The organism is Pseudomonas sp. BP11-1-1 (genome assembly GCF_052112105.1).
Classification (GTDB): Bacteria; Pseudomonadota; Gammaproteobacteria; order Pseudomonadales; family Pseudomonadaceae; genus Aquipseudomonas; species Aquipseudomonas alvandae.
The window spans coordinates 1-21,123 of sequence record NZ_JAUTYU010000023.1 but is presented as its reverse complement, the minus strand read 5'-3'; the positions used below and the strand labels follow the sequence as shown (position 1 = coordinate 21,123).

General features: G+C 62.3%; 19 protein-coding genes. 14 read left to right on the top strand and 5 right to left on the bottom strand.

Annotation, left to right across the window (positions count from 1 at the left end; translation table 11 throughout):
• Nucleotides 1-15: 15 nt before the first annotated feature.
• The gene (locus Q7C33_RS26085) at nucleotides 16-2,400 is read right to left on the bottom strand and encodes a hybrid sensor histidine kinase/response regulator (protein WP_407684374.1); all 2,385 of its coding nucleotides are present in this window, start codon (nucleotides 2,398-2,400) and stop codon (nucleotides 16-18) included.
• 439 nt (nucleotides 2,401-2,839) lie between these two features.
• On the opposite strand from Q7C33_RS26085, the gene Q7C33_RS26080 reads away from it, so the two are divergent.
• The 4 genes from Q7C33_RS26080 (at nucleotide 2,840) to Q7C33_RS26065 (ending at nucleotide 6,362) form a co-directional block, all read left to right on the top strand.
• Complete coding sequence (locus tag Q7C33_RS26080) at nucleotides 2,840-3,637, top strand: hydroxymethylpyrimidine/phosphomethylpyrimidine kinase (protein WP_030140354.1); 798 nt, start codon at nucleotides 2,840-2,842, stop codon at nucleotides 3,635-3,637.
• A 15-nt stretch (nucleotides 3,638-3,652) separates the two neighbouring features.
• A complete protein-coding gene (gene thiE, locus Q7C33_RS26075) occupies nucleotides 3,653-4,279 on the top strand; it encodes a thiamine phosphate synthase (RefSeq protein WP_030140355.1) in 627 nt (208 codons plus the stop codon).
• Between the two features lie 26 nt (nucleotides 4,280-4,305).
• Nucleotides 4,306-5,589: a glutamate-1-semialdehyde 2,1-aminomutase gene (gene hemL / locus Q7C33_RS26070; protein ID WP_030140356.1), complete on the top strand. Its 1,284-nt coding sequence runs from the start codon at nucleotides 4,306-4,308 to the stop codon at nucleotides 5,587-5,589.
• Between the two features lie 218 nt (nucleotides 5,590-5,807).
• The gene (locus Q7C33_RS26065; protein ID WP_030140357.1) at nucleotides 5,808-6,362 is read left to right on the top strand and encodes a tetratricopeptide repeat protein; all 555 of its coding nucleotides are present in this window, start codon (nucleotides 5,808-5,810) and stop codon (nucleotides 6,360-6,362) included.
• Between the two features lie 141 nt (nucleotides 6,363-6,503).
• Here Q7C33_RS26065 and Q7C33_RS26060 read toward each other — a convergent pair whose 3' ends face one another.
• Entirely contained in the window at nucleotides 6,504-6,833 is a 330-nt protein-coding gene (locus Q7C33_RS26060) for a DUF1820 family protein (protein WP_003185742.1), read from the bottom strand.
• A 134-nt stretch (nucleotides 6,834-6,967) separates the two neighbouring features.
• On the opposite strand from Q7C33_RS26060, the gene miaB reads away from it, so the two are divergent.
• The 5 genes from miaB (at nucleotide 6,968) to lnt (ending at nucleotide 12,404) form a co-directional block, all read left to right on the top strand.
• Nucleotides 6,968-8,296, top strand: coding sequence for a tRNA (N6-isopentenyl adenosine(37)-C2)-methylthiotransferase MiaB (gene miaB, locus Q7C33_RS26055; protein ID WP_030140358.1), 1,329 nt, complete (start codon nucleotides 6,968-6,970; stop codon nucleotides 8,294-8,296).
• Between the two features lie 216 nt (nucleotides 8,297-8,512).
• Complete coding sequence (locus tag Q7C33_RS26050) at nucleotides 8,513-9,523, top strand: PhoH family protein (protein ID WP_407684373.1); 1,011 nt, start codon at nucleotides 8,513-8,515, stop codon at nucleotides 9,521-9,523.
• Nucleotides 9,516-9,974, top strand: coding sequence for an rRNA maturation RNase YbeY (gene ybeY, locus Q7C33_RS26045; RefSeq protein WP_030140360.1), 459 nt, complete (start codon nucleotides 9,516-9,518; stop codon nucleotides 9,972-9,974). The genes Q7C33_RS26050 and ybeY overlap by 8 nt, the downstream gene beginning before the upstream one ends.
• 39 nt (nucleotides 9,975-10,013) lie before the next feature.
• A complete protein-coding gene (locus Q7C33_RS26040) occupies nucleotides 10,014-10,853 on the top strand; it encodes an HlyC/CorC family transporter (RefSeq protein ID WP_030140361.1) in 840 nt (279 codons plus the stop codon).
• Between the two features lie 27 nt (nucleotides 10,854-10,880).
• Nucleotides 10,881-12,404 (top strand): apolipoprotein N-acyltransferase, encoded by a 1,524-nt coding sequence (lnt, locus tag Q7C33_RS26035; RefSeq protein ID WP_217860397.1) that lies wholly within the window; start codon nucleotides 10,881-10,883, stop codon nucleotides 12,402-12,404.
• A gap of 141 nt (nucleotides 12,405-12,545) precedes the next feature.
• Here lnt and Q7C33_RS26030 read toward each other — a convergent pair whose 3' ends face one another.
• Nucleotides 12,546-13,307, bottom strand: a complete 762-nt coding sequence (locus Q7C33_RS26030; RefSeq protein ID WP_407684372.1) for a YdcF family protein — start codon at nucleotides 13,305-13,307, stop codon at nucleotides 12,546-12,548.
• Between the two features lie 103 nt (nucleotides 13,308-13,410).
• Nucleotides 13,411-13,731, bottom strand: coding sequence for a hypothetical protein (locus tag Q7C33_RS26025; protein WP_198796720.1), 321 nt, complete (start codon nucleotides 13,729-13,731; stop codon nucleotides 13,411-13,413).
• A 302-nt stretch (nucleotides 13,732-14,033) separates the two neighbouring features.
• Here Q7C33_RS26025 and leuS point away from each other — a divergent pair, with 302 nt between their 5' ends.
• The 5 genes from leuS to Q7C33_RS26000 all read left to right on the top strand — a co-directional run bounded on the left by leuS (nucleotide 14,034) and on the right by Q7C33_RS26000 (nucleotide 20,099).
• Nucleotides 14,034-16,640, top strand: a complete 2,607-nt coding sequence (gene leuS / locus Q7C33_RS26020) for a leucine--tRNA ligase (RefSeq protein WP_030140365.1) — start codon at nucleotides 14,034-14,036, stop codon at nucleotides 16,638-16,640.
• Between the two features lie 90 nt (nucleotides 16,641-16,730).
• Nucleotides 16,731-17,336, top strand: coding sequence for an LPS-assembly lipoprotein LptE (locus Q7C33_RS26015; protein WP_030140366.1), 606 nt, complete (start codon nucleotides 16,731-16,733; stop codon nucleotides 17,334-17,336).
• A 39-nt stretch (nucleotides 17,337-17,375) separates the two neighbouring features.
• The gene (gene holA, locus Q7C33_RS26010) at nucleotides 17,376-18,413 is read left to right on the top strand and encodes a DNA polymerase III subunit delta (RefSeq protein WP_181289421.1); all 1,038 of its coding nucleotides are present in this window, start codon (nucleotides 17,376-17,378) and stop codon (nucleotides 18,411-18,413) included.
• A gap of 126 nt (nucleotides 18,414-18,539) precedes the next feature.
• The gene (arfA, locus tag Q7C33_RS26005; protein ID WP_030140368.1) at nucleotides 18,540-18,704 is read left to right on the top strand and encodes an alternative ribosome rescue factor ArfA; all 165 of its coding nucleotides are present in this window, start codon (nucleotides 18,540-18,542) and stop codon (nucleotides 18,702-18,704) included.
• A 72-nt stretch (nucleotides 18,705-18,776) separates the two neighbouring features.
• Nucleotides 18,777-20,099 carry a lytic murein transglycosylase gene (locus tag Q7C33_RS26000; RefSeq protein ID WP_407684371.1) on the top strand — a complete coding sequence of 441 codons (1,323 nt, stop codon included), beginning with the start codon at nucleotides 18,777-18,779 and terminating at the stop codon, nucleotides 20,097-20,099.
• 105 nt (nucleotides 20,100-20,204) lie between these two features.
• Here Q7C33_RS26000 and Q7C33_RS25995 read toward each other — a convergent pair.
• Nucleotides 20,205-21,123, bottom strand: a 919-nt coding sequence (locus tag Q7C33_RS25995) for a S66 peptidase family protein (RefSeq protein WP_407684370.1), incomplete at its 5' end; no start/stop codon positions are given.

Sequence of the window (21,123 nt, the reverse complement as noted above, 5' to 3'; positions counted from 1 at the left end):
AAGTGGCATACCCGCCTAAATATCGGCGCTTTCACCCTGTTTCGGACAAAGTACTCGCCGCTGCAAAACGGCTTGCAAGACCTCGAATTTCACCGGTTTGCCCAGATAGTCGATCAAGGCTCCCGAAGGGCAGCAAGCTGCATCATGACGCGGACTGGCTACCAGCACGGGCAAATCCTCGCAACCGGCCAGCGCCCGAATCTGGCAGCCGACTGACACGCCATCCTGGGGCGATGACTGGCAATCGAGGAGCACTGCGTCAAAACTTTCGACCTGCAGCACATCCAAGGCAGCCCGACCACTGTCGACGGTACGCACCCGGTAGCCCAGCTTGAGCAGCATGCCGCGCATGACCAACTGATCGATGTTGTTGTCATCCGCCAACAGCACCGTGCAATCCTGGGGCTCACGCGAATCCCGGCGCCCGCTGAACGAAAAAGGGCTCGGGACACCCGCCGGCAACGCGATGTCGAACGCCACGTCCAGCTGGAAACGGCTGCCGCGCCCCGGCTCGGAGGTGTGGGTCAGCCGCCCGCCGAGCAATTCGACCAGTTGGCGGCAGATCGCCAAGCCCACACCGAGGCCGCCGTATTCGCGGGTCATCGAACCGTCGAGCTGGAAAAAACGCTGGTACAAGGTTGCCTCGCCAAGGTCGGTGAAACCGATACCGGTGTCGATCACGGCGAAGGACAACACCAGGCGATCGAGCTCCGACGGACGCCCGCTGACCCGCAACGCGACGCCGCCGGAGCGGGTGAACTTGATGGCGTTGTCCAGAAGGCATTCCAGGCACTGGGCCAGTTTGCCGCTGTCACCCAACAGCCGGTCTGCCAGGCCGGGGTTTATGTCGACCTTGAAATCCAGGCCCTTGGCCGCCGCGTTGGCACCGAACTGCACCTGCAACGCGTCAATCACACCGCGCAGGCTGAACGGCGCCGGGTAGACCTTGAGTTTGCCGGCCTGCAACTCGGTGAGCGTAAGGATGCCGTTGACCATGCGCATCATGTCCCGCGCCGAACCGGCGGCGGTCTGTTGGTACTGGGTCAACTCCTCGTCCATTTCGACGGTTTCCATCAACTCCAGCGAGCCGATCACGCCGTTCATCGGCGTGCGCAACTCATGGGTCAAGGTGGCGAGGAATTCATCCTTGAGTTTGTTGCCATGGGCCAGTTGTTGGTTGAGCACTTCCAGTTTCTGCCCGGCGTCGAACAGCGTCTGGGCCTGCTGCTCGCGCATGGCGTTGATGCGGTCGGCCAGGGCCAGGGACAACAGCGCCACCTCGATGGCCGAGCCAATCTGGCTGGCGTACATGGTCAGGAAGATGTTCGGCAGATAACCGAGCACCATCATTGTGTTGACGATGCCGCCCAGCAGGAACGCCGACCAGGCGATGATGAAATAACGCGCGACCCGCAGGCCACGCCACCAGGCGAACAGCCCGGCGGCGAAAATCACCACAGTGAACACCAGCGCCAATGCCGTTGCCAGGCGCAACGCCAGGGCGTAGCTGGTCATCAATGACAAGCCCACCACCACGGCGCCGTAGGCAATCAGTGCCAGCAGCAACCGGTCGAGCCAGCGGCTGTGTTGCGCGGTCTGCAGGAAGCTCCGGGCGAACTGGCTGCCGAACAGGCCCGCGCAGCCGATGAAGAACGGCGTCGCGGCGTTGGCCCACCAGGGGTTGTCCGGCCAGAAATACTCCACCGCCGCGCCATTGACCGACAATTGATACAGGCCGAACGAGGCAATGTAGAAGATGTAATACAGGTAGCTGGTGTCGCGCACGCTCAGGTAAATGAACAGGTTGTAGACCAGCATGCCCAGCAACACGCCATAAATGATCCCCAGCACATACAGGCGCAACGGCTGTTGTTCCAGATAAGCGGTGCTCGACCACAACGTCAGCGGCGCCTGGATCGAGCCCTCGCTTTGCAGTCGCAGGTAGACGGTCTGGTGTTGATCGGGCTGGAAATCCAGGCTGAACAGATAATTGTTCTGGCGGATCTCCCGGCTGGCGAACGGCAGCGCGTCGCCCGTCTGGCGGACCAGGCGATAGGCTCCGGTGCCATCGGCCAGATACAGGTCCAGGTGATCCAACGGTGGATATGCCAGCTCCAACAGCCAGGTGCGCTGGGCGTCGGGATTGCCGGGACGATAGTGCAAATCGATTTTCAGCCAGAACACCGAGCGCGAATAACCCGCGTTCAACGTGGCTTTTTCATGGGGTTTGAAGCGACCGGTCGCGGCCTGGGCCAGGACGTCATCAATGGAAGCCGTGCCGCTGGCGTCTTCAAAGACTTGCAGGGCATGGCCCAAGGGCAGGCTCTGGGTAAATTCATCAAATTCGAGGGCGCTTGCCAAGGGGGACAAGCACAACAGCAACATCAGCAAATAGCGCATTTAAGCCCCAGCGTGGCCTGTCCGGTTGAGTCAGGAAGCCCCCCATTCCCTGAGTAGACGTAACACCGGCATTACCTGTTATTGGTTGGATCCATCCCTAGCATAGCCGTTGATGGCCAATTTGCACCATGGAAATTTTTCAGACAAAAGGCTCTAGGACGGGCGTCTCAGCGCCAAGCATTGAGATAGAGCTGTTGCTTTGGTCAGGTCACAATTTCGTCGGCGCGGAGTTCTATTGTGGCGAGGGGATTTATCCCCGCTGGGCTGCACAGCAGCCCCAATAACTGTCGCCGCGGTATACCAGCCAGTTTGAATGGGGGCGCTTCGCACCCCAACGGGGATAAATCCCCTCGCCACAGATAAATCCCCTCGCCACAGACGACTTGCATCAACAGAGGTGCGCGCCGATCGGTGGGGTTTGGTGATAAGCTCGCGCACCATGAATATCTACAGCTCTCGCCCCGTTGTCCTCTGTCTCTCCGGCCACGACCCCAGTGGTGGCGCCGGCTTGCAGGCAGATATCGAAGCCCTGCTCGCCCAGGGCTGTCATGCCGCCCCGGCGGTTACCGCGTTGACCGTGCAAGACACTGTCAACGTCAGCGATTTCCGCGTACTCGATCGCGAGTGGGTGCTGGCGCAAGCCAATGCCGTGCTCAACGATTCGCCCGTGGCGGCGGTCAAGCTGGGGATGCTCGGCTCGCTGGAAATGGTCGACACGGTGGTCGAGCTGCTCCAGGCGCACCCCCATCTGCCGATGGTCTGCGACCCGGTGCTGCGCGCCGGTGGCGGTGGCCGGCTAGGCAAGGATGAAGTCGGCTACGCCATGCGCGAACGCCTGCTGCCGCTGGCGATCATCGCCACGCCCAACCTGCCCGAAGCGCGCATCCTCGCCGAACTGCCAGAAGGCAGCGCCGATGAATGCGCCGAAAAACTGCTGCCCTTCGTCAAGCACCTGCTGATCACCGGCGGTCACGGCGACGAACATGAAGTCCATAATCGCCTGTACAGCCGTGACGGGCACCGCGAAACGTTCACCTGCCAGCGCTTGCCCGGCAGCTACCACGGTTCCGGTTGCACCCTCGCCAGCGCCATTGCCGGCCGGCTGGCTCAGGGCGAACAGCTCGCCAGCGCGGTCAAGACAGCGCTGGACTACACCTGGCGCACCCTGCGCGACGCCGAGCAACTGGGCAAAGGCCAGTTCGTACCGCGTCGCCTGCCGCTGGATTTCTGCTCGTAGCACAGGAGCCTTGGAATGAAATTACGTGGCCTTTATGCCGTCACCGATAGCCAGTTGCTGGCCGGCAAATTCCTCGCTTATGTCGAAGCGGCGCTGGAAGGCGGCGTGACGTTGCTGCAATACCGCGACAAAAGCAGCGACGAGGCCCGGCGCCTGCGGGAAGCCGAAGCCCTGCGCAACCTGTGCGAGCGCTACAAGACCCAACTGATCATCAACGATGACGCCGAACTGGCCGCGCGCCTCGGCGTCGGCGTCCACCTGGGCCAGACCGATGGCCCGTTGGCACCGGTGCGGGCGTTGCTGGGCCACAAGGCAATCGTCGGCTCCACCTGCCACGCCAGCCTGGAATTGGCCGAACAGGCCGTCAACGAAGGCGCCAGCTATGTCGCGTTCGGGCGCTTCTTCAACTCCAGCACCAAGCCCGGCGCGCCCAGCGCAAACCTTGAACTGCTCGAACAGGCCCGCATCAAATTGCATGTACCGATTTGCGCGATCGGCGGCATCACCCTGGAAAACGCCGCCCCGCTGGTGGCCCACGGGGTCGATCTGCTCGCGGTGGTTCATGGCCTGTTCGGCGCCGACAGCACCGCTGAAGTGACGCGCCGCGCCCGCGCCTTCAACGACCTGCTGCTCATCAAATAGTCATTTCCGTTTTCGAGAGCCCAACCATGTCCCGTTCCGAAACCCTGTTTGCCAACGCCCAGAAACACATCCCCGGCGGCGTGAACTCGCCCGTTCGTGCGTTCAAGAGCGTCGGCGGCACCCCGCTGTTCTTCAAGCATGCCGAAGGCGCATACGTCACCGACGAAGACGACAAGCGCTACGTCGACTATGTGGGTTCGTGGGGTCCGATGATCCTCGGCCACAGCCATCCTGACGTGCTGGATGCCGTGCGCAAGCAGCTGGAACACGGCCTGTCCTACGGCGCGCCGACGGCGATGGAAACCGAAATGGCCGACCTGGTCTGCTCCATCGTGCCGTCGATGGAAATGGTGCGCATGGTCAGCTCCGGCACCGAAGCGACGATGAGCGCGATTCGCCTGGCCCGCGGCTACACCGGTCGCGACAGCATCATCAAGTTCGAAGGCTGCTACCACGGCCATTCCGACAGCCTGCTGGTCAAGGCCGGTTCCGGCGCGCTGACCCAAGGCGTGCCCAGCTCGGCGGGCGTGCCGGCGGCGTTCGCCAAACACACCCTGACGTTGCCGTTCAACGATCTCGAAGAAGTCGAGAAGATGCTCGGCGAAGTCGGCCAGGAAGTGGCCTGCATCATCGTTGAGCCGGTGGCCGGCAACATGAACTGCGTGCCGCCGGCGCCAGGCTTCCTCGAAGGCCTGCGCAGCCTGTGCGACCAGCATGGCGTGGTGTTGATTTTCGATGAAGTGATGACCGGTTTCCGCGTCGCCCTCGGCGGCGCCCAGGCCCATTACGGTGTGACGCCGGACTTGAGCACCTTCGGCAAGATCATCGGCGGCGGCATGCCGGTGGGCTGCTTCGGCGGCAAGCGCGCGATCATGGAGTGCATCGCACCGCTGGGCCCGGTCTACCAGGCCGGCACGCTGTCGGGCAACCCGCTGGCCATGGCTGCCGGCCTGACCACCCTGCGCCTGATCAGCCGCCCGGGTTTCCATGCCGAATTGACCGACTTCACCACGCGCCTGCTCGATGGCTTGCAGGTACGTGCCGATGCGGCGGGCATTCCGTTCGTCACCACCCAGGCCGGTGGCATGTTCGGCCTGTATTTCAGTGGCGCCGATGACATCGTGACCTTCGACGACGTGATGGCCAGCGACTCTGACCGCTTCAAGCGCTTCTTCCACCTGATGCTCGAAGGTGGCGTCTACCTCGCGCCGAGCGCGTTCGAAGCCGGCTTCACCTCCATCGCCCATGGCGACGCCGAGTTGAAGATCACACTCGACGCGGCCGAGCGCGCCTTCGCGGCGCTGAAATAAGCCTGTGGATAACTGACGCTGGCTCACACCAGCGTCAGCGATTGCCCATGTAACCCGCGTTGTTTTCCTACATATTTGCCCCATAAGCCGTTCCTGCCGTTCCATCGCAGCAGAAAAACGAGTAAAGACTTTGTAAGGATGGCCCCGCTTATTTCATAATGCGCGCTTATTGGATCCCCCGGAGGGTCCACGCGCCCCTCAGAGGTAAGTCGATTCCCATGAACCGCACCGGCCGCACCCTTGCCCTGGGCTGCCTGTTGCTCCTTCAGCCCCTGCTCGCGAATGCACAGGCAGGCGGTAACTCGTTGTTGATCCCGGCGATGGGCCGTTGCACGCTCAACACCCAGCCACAAGATCTCGCACCGGCACTCGACGCCTGTCGAAAAGCGGCCGACGCGGGCGACGCGCAAGCGCAATACGAGTTGGGCGAGTTCTACTACGACGGCAAGGCCGCGCCCCGCGACCTCAAGCAAGCCCTCAGCTACTTCGAAAAAGCCTCGCTGCAAGGCCATGCCCAGGCGCAATACAAGCTGGGTGGCATGTTCTTCCATGGTGAAGGCGTGCCGGCCAACAATGTCCAGGCTTATATCGTCTTGAAGATGGCGGCGGTCAACGGCGCTGAAGAGGCATTGGACACCGCTGATGAAGTCGCCGAGCAGATGCCCCGCGACGAACTCGAAGTGGCGACCCAGGTGCTGGGGCAGATCTTTCGCAAATACCTGATGGAATTGCAGAACGCCGATGGGCGCACGCCGTTCTCGCCATTGCCCTGATTATTGCGCAGGCCTTGATGGCCTCATCGCGAGCAAGCTCGCTCCCACACTGGATCGCTGGTGTACACAAATCTTGTGTTCACAAAGCCCCCACTGTGGGAGCGAGCTTGCTCGCGATTGGGAGCAACCCGATCTTGAATCCTACTTCTCAGGCATCGGCATCGGAAACGGCATCACATTGCCGACCGCGCCGCGGGCTTCGCTGATTTTTGGCGTGCCGAGGCGCTCCACCTCATCGATGCGCACGATCGAATGCATTGGCACGAAGCTGCGCACCACGCCTTCGAATTGTGCCTTGAGCTTTTCTTCGCTCGGGTCGACGACCACTTGCGTGCGCTCGCCAAAGACGAATTCCTCGACTTCCAGGAAACCCCACAGATCACTTTGATAGATCTGCTTGGCGTACATTTCGAACACCTGGCCCTGGTTGAGGAAAATCACCTTGTAGATTGGAGCTTCACGTTTGGTCATGGCTGGCGAAACACATCGGCGGGTAAAAAATGAGGGCGCGAACTATAGCATAGCCACTGCTCGCACAGCGGTAGGAACAGCGGGACTTGTTCCCTATAATGCGCGGTTCTTTGAATCACGTGATGAACCCGTCCATGGCCAAGAAGCTTTACATCGAAACCCACGGTTGCCAGATGAACGAGTACGACAGCTCGCGCATGGTCGATCTGCTGGGCGAACACCAGGCCCTGGAAGTCACCGCCCGCGCCGAAGACGCGGACGTGATCCTGCTCAACACCTGTTCGATCCGCGAACGTGCCCAGGACCGGGTGTACTCCCAACTGGGCCGCTGGCGCGAACTGAAGCTCGCCAACCCGGAGATGGTCATCGCCGTGGGCGGTTGCGTGGCCAGCCAGGAAGGCGCGGCGATTCGCGATCGTGCACCGTACGTGGACGTAGTCTTCGGCCCGCAGACCTTGCACCGCCTGCCGGAAATGATCGACGCCGCGCGCGTAACCAAATTGCCGCAAGTCGACGTTTCGTTCCCCGAGATCGAAAAATTCGACCACCTGCCCGAGCCGCGTATCGACGGTCCCAGCGCCTATGTCTCGGTGATGGAGGGCTGCAGCAAGTACTGCACGTTCTGCGTAGTGCCCTATACCCGCGGCGAAGAAGTCAGCCGGCCGTTCGACGACGTGATCGCAGAGATCATCCACCTGGCCGAAAACGGCGTGCGCGAAGTGACCTTGCTGGGGCAGAACGTCAATGGCTATCGCGGCCTGACCCATGACGGGCGCCTGGCGGATCTCGCCGAGCTGATCCGCGTGGTGGCGGCGGTGGACGGTATCGACCGAATCCGCTACACCACGTCCCATCCGCTGGAATTCTCCGACAGCCTGATCCAGGCCCACGCCGAGGTCCCGGAGCTGGTCAAGCACCTGCACCTGCCAGTGCAATCGGGCTCCGACCGGATCCTCGCCGCCATGAAGCGCAACCACACGGCGCTGGAATACAAATCCAAACTGCGCAAGCTGCGCGCCGCCGTGCCGGGCATCTGCATCAGTTCGGACTTTATCGTCGGCTTCCCTGGCGAAACCGAGAAAGACTTCCAGCAAACCATGAAGCTGATCGAAGACGTGGGCTTCGACTTCTCCTATTCTTTCGTCTACAGCCAACGCCCCGGGACCCCGGCGGCCGATCTCGCGGACGAAACCCCGGAAGAAGTCAAAAAGGAACGACTCAACGCCTTGCAGCACCGCCTGAACCAACAGGGTTTCGAGATCAGCCGACAAATGGTCGGTTCGGTCCAGCGGATCCTGGTCACCGATTACTCGAAAAAAGACCCGGGTGAATTGCAGGGCCGCACCGAGAACAACCGCATCGTCAACTTCCGTTGCGACACGCCGGCCTTGATCGGCCAGTTCGCCGACGTGCACATCGACGCCGCGCAACCGCACTCGCTGCGTGGTTCGCTGGTCCAGTAACAACACAATCCCATGTGGGAGCGAGCTTGCTCGCGATAGCGGTATCACAGCCAATACTCAGGTTGAATGTGGGGCCGCCATCGCGAGCAAGCTCGCTCCCACAGTGGCCGTGGCAAGCCCTGTGATCAGATTCGCCCGTTTAAGAGCTTTCGCACCCAGCCTACTGGCGTTATCCTTGATTTCACCTTAATTGCCCCTGGGCGGCTAAAAACGACCTTGAACGCACCCATCGAACCTCATCGTTTCATACTCGAGCCCTTTGAGGCTCGCCGCTTCGCCAATCTGTGCGGGCAATTCGACGAGCACCTGCGCTTGATCGAACAGCGCCTGGCCATCGAGATCCGCAACCGCGGGAACCAGTTCGAGCTGATCGGCGAACCCAAGCACACCTCCTCCGCGGAAAACCTGCTGCGCCGCCTCTATCGGGAAACCAAGGCGAGCGAGCTGTCTCCGGACATGGTCCACCTGTTCCTGCAGGAATCGGCGGTCGAAGAACTCGACAACCACGCCCCTTCCGAACCTGCCGTGGCCCTGCGCACGAAAAAAGGCATGATTCGCCCACGCGGCTTGAATCAGCAGCGCTACGTGAAGGAAATCCTGGCCAACGACATCAACTTCGGCATCGGCCCGGCCGGTACCGGCAAGACCTACCTGGCCGTGGCCTGCGCCGTCGATGCGCTGGAGCGCGAACAGGTACGACGCATCCTGCTGGTGCGTCCGGCTGTCGAGGCGGGCGAAAAGCTCGGCTTCCTGCCCGGCGACCTGGCCCAGAAAATCGACCCATACCTGCGTCCGCTCTATGACGCGCTGTACGAAATGCTCGGTTTCGAATACGTCGCCAAGCTGATCGAGCGCCAGGTCATCGAGGTCGCGCCGCTGGCCTACATGCGCGGTCGCACGCTGAACAACAGCTTCATCATCCTCGATGAAAGCCAGAACACCACGGTCGAACAGATGAAGATGTTCCTGACGCGGATCGGCTTCGGCTCCACCGCCGTCATCACCGGGGACATCACCCAGGTCGACCTGCCCCGTGGCACCAAGTCCGGACTGAACCACGTGATCCAGGTCCTCAAGGACGTGCCGGGCATCAGCTTCACGCATTTCATGCCCAAGGACGTCGTGCGCCATCCGTTGGTGCAGCGCATCGTCGAAGCCTACGAGCGTTTCGAGCATCGCGCCGAGGAAGAGTTGGCCGGCAGCAAAGGCAATGGCCGCAATGCTTGAACTCGACCTGCAACTGGCCAGCGACCACACGGCCCCCAGCGAGGCCCTGTTCCGTCAATGGTGCGAGCTGGCCTTGCGCCAGCGCAGCGCCGATTCGGAGCTGACCATTCGCCTGGTGGACGAACCCGAAGGCCGTGAGCTCAACCGCACCTGGCGACAGAAAGACTACGCCACCAACGTGCTGTCCTTCCCCGCCGACGTTCCCGACGAGTTGCTCGACATTCCATTGCTGGGCGACCTGGTGATCTGCGTCCCGGTGGTGGAGCGTGAAGCCGCCGAGCAAGGCAAGTCCCCGGAAGCCCATTGGGCACATCTGGTCATTCACGGCTGCTTGCATCTATTGGGTTACGACCATATAGAAGATGACGAAGCCGAGGAGATGGAAGGACTGGAACGGACGTTGCTTGCCGAACTGGGGCATCCCGACCCTTACGCCGACGACGAACATTGATACATCAACTGTAACGACAAAGGATTCAGAGTAATCGCTATGAGCGAAGATCGATCGACCAACGGGCATAAGTCATGGCTGGGCAAGCTCACCCAGGCTTTTGCCCATGAGCCGAAAAACCGCCAGGAGCTGCTTGAGCTGCTGCGCGATGCACACCAGAACAAACTGCTGGACAGCGAAGCGCTGGCCATCGTCGAAGGCGCCATCCAGGTCGCTGACCTGCAAGTGAGGGACATCATGGTCCCGCGCTCGCAGATGATCAGCATCAAGGCGACCCAGACACCCCGCGAGTTCCTGCCCGCCGTGGTCGACTCCGCCCACTCGCGCTACCCGGTCGTCGGCGAAAGCCATGACGATGTCATGGGCGTGCTGCTGGCCAAGGATCTGCTGCCGCTGATCCTCCAGGAGAACGGCGACAGCTTCAACATCAAGGACCTGCTGCGTCCGGCCACCTTCGTGCCCGAGTCCAAGCGCCTGAACGTTCTGTTGCGTGAATTCCGCGCCAACCACAACCACATGGCCATCGTCATCGACGAATACGGCGGCGTGGCTGGGCTGGTCACCATCGAAGACGTGCTCGAACAGATCGTCGGCGACATCGAGGATGAGCATGACGTCGAGGAAGACAGCTATATCAAGCCACTGCCCAGCGGCGACTTCCTGATCAAGGCGCTGACGCCGATCGATAGCTTCAACGAGTTTTTTGACAGCGAATTTTCCGACGATGAGTTCGACACCGTCGGCGGCCTGGTGATGAGTGCTTTCGGACACCTGCCCAAGCGTAACGAAACCACCGAGATCGGTTCCTGGCGCTTCCGCATCCTGAATGCCGACAGCCGCCGGATTCATCTGCTGCGCCTGTCACCCATTGCCCGTTAAACCCTGCGAGACCCGCTAAGGATTCAAATGCGCTGGATAACCCGCCCCGGCTGGCCCGGTAACCTGCTGGCCGTGGCGGCCGGCGCGATCACCACCCTGGCCCTGGCGCCCTTCAATATCTGGCCGCTGGCATTGCTGGCGGTCGGGCTGTTCTATGCGGGCTTGCGCGAGCTCTCGCCACGCCAGGCGCTGGGACGTGGCTGGTGTTTCGGTTTCGGCCTGTTTGGCGCGGGCACCAGTTGGATCTATGTCAGCATCCATAACTTCGGTGGCGCCTCGGTGTTGCTCGCCGGGTTGCTGATGCTGTTATTCATCGCCGCCATCGCCTGGTTCTTTGCCCTGCCCGCCTGGCTCTGGGCACGTTGGCTGCGGCGCAGCGAAGCGCCCTTGGCCGATGCCCTGGCGTTCGCCGCGCTGTGGCTGGGCCAGGAGGCGTTTCGCGGCTGGTTCCTGACCGGTTTCCCCTGGCTTTACTCCGGCTACAGCCAGCTCGACGGCCCACTGGCCGGCCTCGCGCCGCTGGGTGGGATGTGGCTGATTTCCTTCACCCTGGCCCTGACCGCCGCGCTGCTGTACAACGCGCCCCGGCTGGTGCGGTCCGGGCGCAAAGGCTTCATCGTCGCGGGCGTGGCGCTGTTGGTTGGCCCATGGCTCGCCGGCATGGCGCTTAAAGGGCATGCCTGGACCAGTCCTTCGGGCGATCCGCTGAGCGTCGCCGCGATCCAGGGCAATATCGAACAAAGCATGAAATGGGACCCGGAACAGCTCAACGCCCAGTTGGCGCTGTACCGCGACATGAGTTTCACCTCCAAGCGTGTCGACCTGCTGATCTGGCCGGAAACCGCCGTGCCCGTGCTCAAGGAGTCCGCCCAGGGCTACCTGGACATGATGGGCAGTTTTGCCGCCGAGCGGCACTCGGCGCTGATTACCGGCGTGCCGATTCGCCAACTGGTGCGCCACGAAAAACGCTACTTCAATGGCATCACCGTAACGGGTGAAGGCGACGGGACTTACCTCAAGCAAAAGCTCGTGCCCTTCGGCGAGTACGTGCCGCTGCAGGACCTGCTGCGCGGGCTGATCGCGTTTTTTGACCTGCCCATGTCGGATTTTGCCCGTGGCCCGGCTGACCAGCCGTTGCTGCAGGCCAAGGGATACCAGATCGCGCCCTTTATCTGCTATGAGGTGGTCTACCCGGAATTCGCCGCCAGCCTTTCGGCGCGCAGTGATTTGTTGCTGACCATCAGCAACGACACCTGGTTCGGCACCTCGATCGGCCCGTTGCAACACCTGCAGATGGCGCAGATGCGTGCGCTGGAGGCGGGTCGCTGGATGATTCGCGCCACCAACAACGGCGTCACCGGCCTGATCAACCCGTTTGGCCAGATCACCGCCAGCATCCCGCAATTCGAACGCGGCATCCTCTATGGCGACGTGGTGCCGATGCACGACCTGACGCCTTACCTGCAATGGCGCTCGTGGCCGCTGATCATCTTGTGCGTGTTGCTGCTGGGCTGGGCGCTGATGGCGGGACGGATGGCCAAGACCGTTTGATTCCTTCCCCATGTGGATGAAAAACCTGTGGCGAGGGAGCTTGCTCCCGCTGGACTGCGCAGCAGGCCCCGCTTTTTAGGGGCTGCTTCGCGCCCCAGCGGGAGCAAGCTCCCTCGCCACAATAGCGTTCACCTTGATAAATCAGCGGTAGAACAACCAATACCCCACCAGTCCCACCGCTTCATTCATCAGCTGCCCCGACTGCCAGATCGACTTGAATTCCGGCATCCAGCCGCCCAGTGGCCGGGCGTTATCCTGGCCCAGGAAGCCCACCGGCGCCGGGATTACCTCGAAACCTGCCCGTTCGAAACTCCAGACCGCGCGTGGCATGTGCCAGGCCTGGGTCACAACCACCACGCGCTTCACCCCTTCGGGCAGCAAAATCTGCGCGCTCATCTGAGCGTTTTCCCATGTCGTGCGGCTGCGCTCCTCCTGCCAACGCACGGTCACGCCGAAGTCGTCGAGCATCGAGTCGGCCATCAGCTTCGCCTCGCTGGGCGGAGTGCCGTAGTGCAGGCCACCGGTGGTCAGCACCGGCAAACCGGACGCCTTGGCCAGCCGCGCGGCATAACGCTGGCGCTCCAGGCCGATACCGGTGGGCTGGTCGGCGCCCCACGCCAGGTCGCCGCGCTCACGCCCCGAACCCAGCACCACAATGGCGTCGGCGCGCTGGGCCAGGGTCGCCCATTCGCTGCGCAGTAGCGGCGCCTCGCGCTCCAATGTCCAGGCGCTCCATTGCACCACCACCGGCAGGCTCAATAGCCAGAAGCCCCCCAACCCCGCGGCGAAACACACCCGGGCCAGGCGCGGCCGGGAGTGACGCCACCACCAGGCAAGCGCCAACAGCAGTAGAAGAATGCCGGGCGGCAATAAAAGTTGTTTGATGAAATAGCGAAACGGCATCGGGCATCTCCATAGATGCCCGAAGCCTAGGTGGGTTGACGCAAAGCGACAACAGATTCCAAAAACATCGAATCAAAAAAAAGCGACACGCGTGAATCCGGCGTTACTTGAACTGCAATGACCGGACCTTTACAGCATCCTTGTCGGGCGTCCGGTCCTTTAGCCAGACAACTTTGGCCGAACGGGGCGCATCGAGACGCTTGTTTGCCTGGGCCCCGCTTGCAGGTCCCTGGTGCCCGACCTGCTCAAGGTAGGCCTTGACCAGTTCGAACTCTGCGGGGCTCAAGCCGCGCAGTTCCAGCTCTGCCGGGCGTTCATCACGCAAGCGACCGGCGGTTCTTGCAGCGTCCAGGGCCACCCCGAGACGATCGATCAGTTTTTCGTATAACTCAGGTGTAGCGACTTTTCGTTGTGATTCAACCATCCCTCACCTCATTGAAGATAAGACTCACTCCCCATTGAGAAGCTTAGCTTCGCTGGGCAAACCGGCAGCGCGCCGCGACCAACGGCCCTGAACACCGGTCGTCGGCGAAGGTCTGCAAGGCTCGGCAATGGTTCGGCAGCAATCAGGGTTTCCCTCGGCAGAGCGCGGTCATGTATGCTACGGCGCTTCCTGTAACTCCACTTCCAGCTTGGCTGGGCATTGAGAACGCCGCATTCGGCGTCGTCCGCGTCCAGCATGGCAACGAAGAGGATTGGGCCACCCCATTCAGTACAAAAGTAGCCATGCACGAACACTACCAGCCCCGTGAAATCGAAGCCGCCGCCCAGTCGTTCTGGGACGAGCAAAAGTCCTTTGAAGTCAGTGAACAGCCAGGCAAGGAGACGTACTACTGCCTGTCGATGTTCCCTTACCCCAGCGGCAAGCTACACATGGGGCACGTGCGCAACTACACCATCGGCGACGTGATCTCCCGCTACCAACGCATGCAAGGCAAGAACGTCCTGCAACCCATGGGTTGGGACGCCTTCGGCATGCCGGCGGAAAACGCCGCGATGAAGAACAACGTGGCCCCCGCCAAGTGGACCTACGAAAACATCGCCTACATGAAGTCCCAGCTGCGCAGCCTGGGCCTGGCGGTGGACTGGTCCCGCGAAGTCACCACCTGCAAGCCTGATTACTACCGCTGGGAACAATGGCTGTTCACCCGCCTGTTCGAAAAAGGCGTGATCTACCGCAAGAACGGCACCGTGAACTGGGACCCGGTGGACCAGACCGTACTGGCCAACGAGCAAGTGATCGACGGCCGCGGCTGGCGCTCCGGCGCGCTGATCGAAAAGCGCGAGATCCCGATGTACTACTTCAAGATCACCGCGTACGCGGATGAACTCCTGGAGAGCCTCGACGAGCTGACCGGCTGGCCCGAGCAGGTCAAGACCATGCAGCGCAACTGGATCGGCAAGTCCCGGGGCATGGAAGTGCAGTTCCCGTACGACGTCGCCTCCATTGGCGAAGCCGGCACCCTGAAAGTCTTCACCACCCGTCCGGACACCCTGATGGGCGCGACGTATGTCGCTGTGGCCGCCGAGCATCCGCTGGCGACCCTGGCAGCGCAGAACAACCCCGAGCTGCAGGCGTTCATCGCCGAATGCAAGGGCGGCAGCGTCGCCGAAGCCGACGTTGCCACGCAGGAGAAGAAAGGCCTGCCGACTTCACTGTTCGTCGAGCACCCGCTCACCGGCGAGAAACTGCCGGTGTGGGTCGCCAACTACGTGCTGATGCACTACGGCGACGGCGCGGTGATGGCCGTTCCGGCCCACGACGAGCGCGATTTCGAGTTCGCCCACAAGTACAACCTGCCGGTCAAACCGGTCGTGCGCACCAGCGCCGGCGACCAGACCCCGGCACCTTGGCAAGACGCCTACGGTGAGCACGGCGAGCTGATCAATTCCGGTGAGTTCAACGGCCTGGATTTCGCCGGCGCGTTCGATGCCATCGAAGTGGCCCTCATCAAGAAGAACCTCGGCGCCTCGCGCACCCAGTTCCGCCTGCGCGACTGGGGCATCAGCCGCCAGCGCTACTGGGGCTGCCCGATCCCGATCGTGCATTGCGACACCTGCGGCGACGTACCGGTGCCGGAAGATCAACTGCCCGTGGTCCTGCCGGAAGACGTCGTACCCGACGGCGCCGGTTCGCCCCTGGCGCGCATGCCCGAGTTCTATGAGTGCAACTGCCCGAAATGCGGTGCACCGGCCAAGCGCGAAACCGACACCATGGACACCTTTGTCGAGTCCTCGTGGTACTACGCGCGCTACGCCTCGCCGCACTTTGAAGGCGGCCTGGTGGAAAAATCCGCGGCCGACCATTGGTTGCCGGTGGACCAGTACATCGGCGGCATCGAACACGCCATTCTCCACCTGCTCTACGCGCGTTTCTTCCACAAGCTGATGCGCGACGAAGGCCTGGTGAGCTCCAACGAGCCGTTCAAGAACCTGCTGACCCAGGGCATGGTGATCGCCGAGACTTACTATCGTCGCGAAGCCAACGGTGCCTACACCTGGTTCAACCCGAGCGACGTCGAACTCGAACGCGACAGCAAGGCCAAGGTCATCAGCGCCAAGCTGATCGCCGACGGCCTGCCGGTGGAAATCGGCGGCACCGAGAAAATGGCCAAGTCGAAGAACAACGGCGTCGACCCACAGTCGATGATCGACCAGTTCGGCGCAGACACCTGCCGCCTGTTCATGATGTTCGCCTCGCCGCCCGACATGAGCGCCGAATGGTCCGACTCGGGCGTCGAGGGCTCGCACCGCTTCCTCAAGCGCGTCTGGCGCCTGGCCCAGGCCCACGTCACCCAGGGCCTGCCGGGCAAACTGGACGTGGCCAGCCTGAACGACGAGCAGAAAGCCGTTCGCCGCGCGATCCACCTGGCCATCAAGCAGGCCAGCCATGACGTCGGCCAGAACCACAAATTCAACACCGCCATCGCCCAGGTGATGACGCTGATGAACGTACTGGAAAAAGCCGCCCAAGGCACCGAGCAGGATCGCGCGTTGATCCATGAAGGCCTGGAGGCGGTGACGCTGCTGCTGGCACCGATCACTCCGCACATCAGCCACGAGTTGTGGAATCAACTGGGTCACGCCGACCCGGTGATCGACGCCCGTTGGCCGCTGGTGGACGAAACCGCGCTGGTGCAGGACAGCCTGACCCTGGTCATCCAGGTCAATGGCAAGCTGCGCGGCCAGATCGAAATGCCGGCCGCCGCCACTCGCGAAGAAGTCGAAGCCGCGGCGCGTGCCAATGAGAACGTGCTGCGCTTTGTCGATGGCCTGACGATCCGTAAAGTGATCGTCGTGCCCGGCAAGCTGGTCAATATCGTCGCAAGCTAATTGGATCAGGCGACCGGGCCAGGGGCCCGGCGCCGAACATGACCTGCGGGGCCGCACGCTCGGCCCATGGGTTTCAAGGGGAGCAACAAGATGATCAAACGTAATCTGCTGGTTATGGGCCTCGCGGTCCTGCTGAGTGCCTGCGGCTTCCAACTGCGCGGTACCGGCAGCACCGACCTGGCCATCACCGAGCTGGACCTCAGCGCACGCGATGCTTATGGCGAAACAGTAAAAGCATTGCGCGATGCGCTGGAAAACAGCGGCGTGAAGGTCCACAGCGGTGCGCCGTACAAGCTGGTCTTGACCCGCGAGCAGCAAAACCAGCGCAGCCTGAGCTATGCCGGTGCCGGTCGTTCAGCCGAATATGAGCTGAACAACGTGCTGAACTATCAAATCCGCGGCCAGAACGACCTTGTGTTGATGGACGACAAGCTCCAGGTGCAAAAAGTCTATCTGCATGACGGCAACAACATCGTGGGTTCCGATCAGGAATCCAGCGAAGTACGCGAAGAAATGCGCCGCGACATGGTTCAGCGCATGATGCTGCGCCTGCAGCAACTGACACCCGCCCAGCTGGAGCAATTGCAGCAGACCGCCGACGCCAAGGCCAAGGCAGAAGCCGACGCACTGGAAGCGGCACGCAAGGCTGAGGCGGAAACCCCGCAACAGTCGCCGATGCAAATTCCAGCTCAATAAGCCTTGCGGGGCGCCTTGGCGCCCCGCTCGCCTACCCTTATGAAGCTCGCTCCCGCGCAACTCGGCAAACACCTGCAAGGCGCCCTCGCGCCGGTCTATATCATCAGCGGCGATGACCCGCTGCTGTGCCAGGAAGCCGCCGACGCCATCCGCTCCGCCGCTCGCCAGCAAGGTTTCGACGAACGCCAGGTGTTCGCCGCCGACGCCAGTTTTGACTGGGGTACGTTGTTGCAGGCCGGGGCAAGCATGTCGCTGTTTGCCGAGAAACGCCTGCTGGAACTGCGTTTGCCTTCAGGTAAACCCGGTGACAAAGGTGCCGCCGCACTGATCGAATATTGCTCGCGACCGGCCGAAGACACGGTACTGCTCATCAGCCTGCCGAAACTCGACGGCAGTGCGCAGAAAACCAAGTGGGGCAAGGCCCTGGTCGAAGGGCCGCAGACCCAGTTCGTGCAGATATGGCCGGTGGACGTCAGCCAGTTGCCGAGCTGGATCCGCCAGCGTCTGTCCCAGGCCGGGCTGTCGGCCAGCCAGGACGCGGTGGAATTGATCGCCGCCCGGGTCGAAGGCAACCTGCTGGCCGCCGCCCAGGAAATCGAAAAGCTCAAGCTGATGGCCGAAGGCGGGCAGATCACCGTGGAAACGGTCCAGGCCGCCGTAGCCGACAGCGCCCGCTTCGACGTCTTCGGGCTGACCGATGCGATCCTCAACGGCGAAGCCGCCCATGCCTTGCGCATGCTCGAAGGCCTGCGGGGCGAAGGCGTCGAGCCACCGGTGATTCTCTGGGCCCTGGCCCGGGAGCTGCGGCTGCTGGCCAACCTGTCGCTGCAATACAGCCAGGGCGTGCCTCTGGACAAGGCCTTCAGCCAGGCCCGTCCGCCCGTGTGGGATAAACGCAAACCGCTGATGAGCAAAGCCCTGCAGCGGTACTCGGCGTCACGCTGGGCACAACTGCTGCTGGAAGCCCAGCGCATCGATGCGCAGATCAAGGGCCAGGCTGCCGGCTCGCCGTGGATGAGCCTCAGTCGGTTGTCGTTGTTAATGGCCGGCCAGCGGTTGCCACTGCCAGCTGAATAAACCTCCCTTGAAAGCGCATCGCAATACCTGTGGCGAGGGGATTTATCCCCTCGCCACAAGACTGGACAACCATCCCACCCTGCCCCATGATTTCCCCCGCAAAACCACCCCACGAGAGATCCGATCATGAGCAAAAAGCCATCCAGGCATGGCCCCAACAAGGCCAAGTCCATCGTCGCCCAACCCCTGTTCCGCAGCCGCCAGGAACGACCCGCCAAGGGCAAGGGCAGCTACCGCCGCGAAGCCTTCCAGTCTGACAACTGGGAGGCTTCTTGCTTTCTGGCGGCTTGAAGCACCCAGACAAGCCCTACGCCCCTTTCGCATGTTAAGGTCGGCACCTGATTTGTATTTCTGGACCCGTGCATGCCCTTCTGTCTTTCCCATCGTTGGCCACTGCGCCAAATGATTGTTGCCACAAGCGTCGCCCTGCTTGTCGCCTGCGCCGAAAAACCTACCGCCGCCGACGCCCAACCGTTGCAGCCCGCACCCGCCGTGACCGCCCCCGCCATCGTGCCGCCGATCATGCCGACCAGTGACGACCTGGACATCGTACCGACCCAGACCTTCGCCGAATGGCAGGCCGGGTTTCGCCGAGAGGCGCTGGCCGCCGGGATCCGCGGCGATCTGTTCGATCGCGCGTTCATCGGTGTCAGCCCGGACATGAGCGTCATCAAGGCCGATCGCAGCCAGCCGGAATTCACCCGCCCCGTGTGGGAATACCTCGACGGCGCGCTGTCGCCGCTGCGGGTCAATAAAGGCAAGAGCCTGATCCAACAGAACGCCCAGGTCCTGCAAAACATCGAGCAGCGTTATGGCGTCGATCGCGCGGCGCTGGTGGCGGTGTGGGGCATGGAGAGCAACTTCGGTCAGTTCCAGGGCACCAAGTCCGTCATCAACTCCCTGGCAACCCTGGCCTATGAGGGACGGCGTCCGGCCTTTGCCCATGCCCAACTGATCGCCGCGCTGCAGATCCTGCAACAGGGCGATATCACACCGGAAAAAATGCTCGGTTCCTGGGCTGGGGCCATGGGCCAGACCCAGTTCATTCCGACCACCTACAACACCCATGCGGTGGACTTTGACGGCGACGGTCGCCGCGACATCTGGGGCAGCTCAACCGATGCCCTGGCGTCGACCGCGCACTATCTGCAGAGCTCCGGCTGGCAGCGTGGCCAACGATGGGGTTTCGAGGTCTCGCTCAACGAGGGCTTCGACTACACGCTGGCCGATGGCACGATCCGCAAGCCTGTCGCTGAATGGGAGCGACTGGGCGTTTCAGAATATGGTGGCCTGCCGATAACGCCGGATGACAAGCAACTCTCGGCGTCCCTCCTCCTGCCGGCAGGCCATCGTGGCCCGGCGTTCCTGATCTTCGATAACTTCCGCGCCATCCTCAAGTACAACAACTCGTCGTCCTACGCGCTGGCGGTTGGGCTGTTGTCGGAGCGCTTCAACGGTGGAGGCCTGGTCTACGGTCAGTGGCCCAAGGAAGACCTGCCGCTGAGCCGCAGCGAACGTATCGAATTGCAGGTGCTGCTGGGCAAGCACAACTACGACGCGGGCAACCCCGACGGCATCATCGGCGCCAACACCCGCAAGGCGATCCGCAGTGCGCAACAATCGTTTGGCTGGCCGGCGGATGGGTATCCGACGCACAAGTTGCTGGAGGCGTTGCGTAGCCGTTGAATTGGCGGCTGATGCCATCGCGAGCAAGCTCGCTCCCACAGGTGTTCTCGGTCAACCTGTGGGAGCGAGCTTGCTCGCGATGACTGACTATCAGGCAATAAAGAACTAAAGACTGACCACCACATCCTGCTCCAACACCAACTTCTTCTCCCCCGCGTCCAGCGTCACCAACGCGCCCATGGGCAAGGTCAGGTTCGGATCGCAGTGCCCGCTGCGCCAGCCAGACAACACTGGGATGCGCAACGGCGCGAAGGTTTGCTTGAGCAACCGGTTCAACGCCTCGAGGTCTACCCCCGCTATATCCCCTACCAGGACCCCGCGTAATTTCGCCAGGGTGCCCGCCAGCCGCAGTTGGGTCAGCAGTCGATCGATGCGATACAGCGGTTCGTTGACATCTTCGATGAACAGGATCACCCCTTCGGCGTCGATCTGATAAGGCGTGCCCATGGTAGCGGCGATCATCGACAGGTTGCCCCCCAGCAGGCGTCCGTGGGCGACGCCCGGCTCGACGGTGGTCAATGGGTAGGCCGCGGGATGGCTCAGCAGGCTGCCGGCTTTCACTTGTCCACGTAGCAGGCTGAAGAATGAGGTGACGGTCGGGGGTTCCTTGTCGCCCAGGAGGTCGGCGTTTAGCAGCGGGCCGTGGAAGGTGACGAAGCCTGCGTAGCGGCTGATGGCGAGGTGCAGGGCGGTGATGTCGCTGTAGCCTACGAATGGCTTGGGGTTGCGGCGTATGAGGGCGAAGTCGATGCGGTCGAGCAGACGGGGGGTGCCGTAGCCGCCGCGTAGGCAGATGATGGCTTTGATTTCAGGGTCGGCGAAGGCTGCGTGGAGGTCATTGAGGCGGATTTCGTCGGGGCCGGCGAGGTAGCCGTCTTTTTCGTAGGCGCCGGGGAAGATTCGCAGTTCATGGCCCCTTGCACGCATCCATTGGATGGCTTTTTCCGTGTCCAGGGGTGCGGGGCCGGCGGGGGCGATCACGGCGATCAGGCCTTCGTGCGGGAGTGCTGGGACGGGGTGGTGT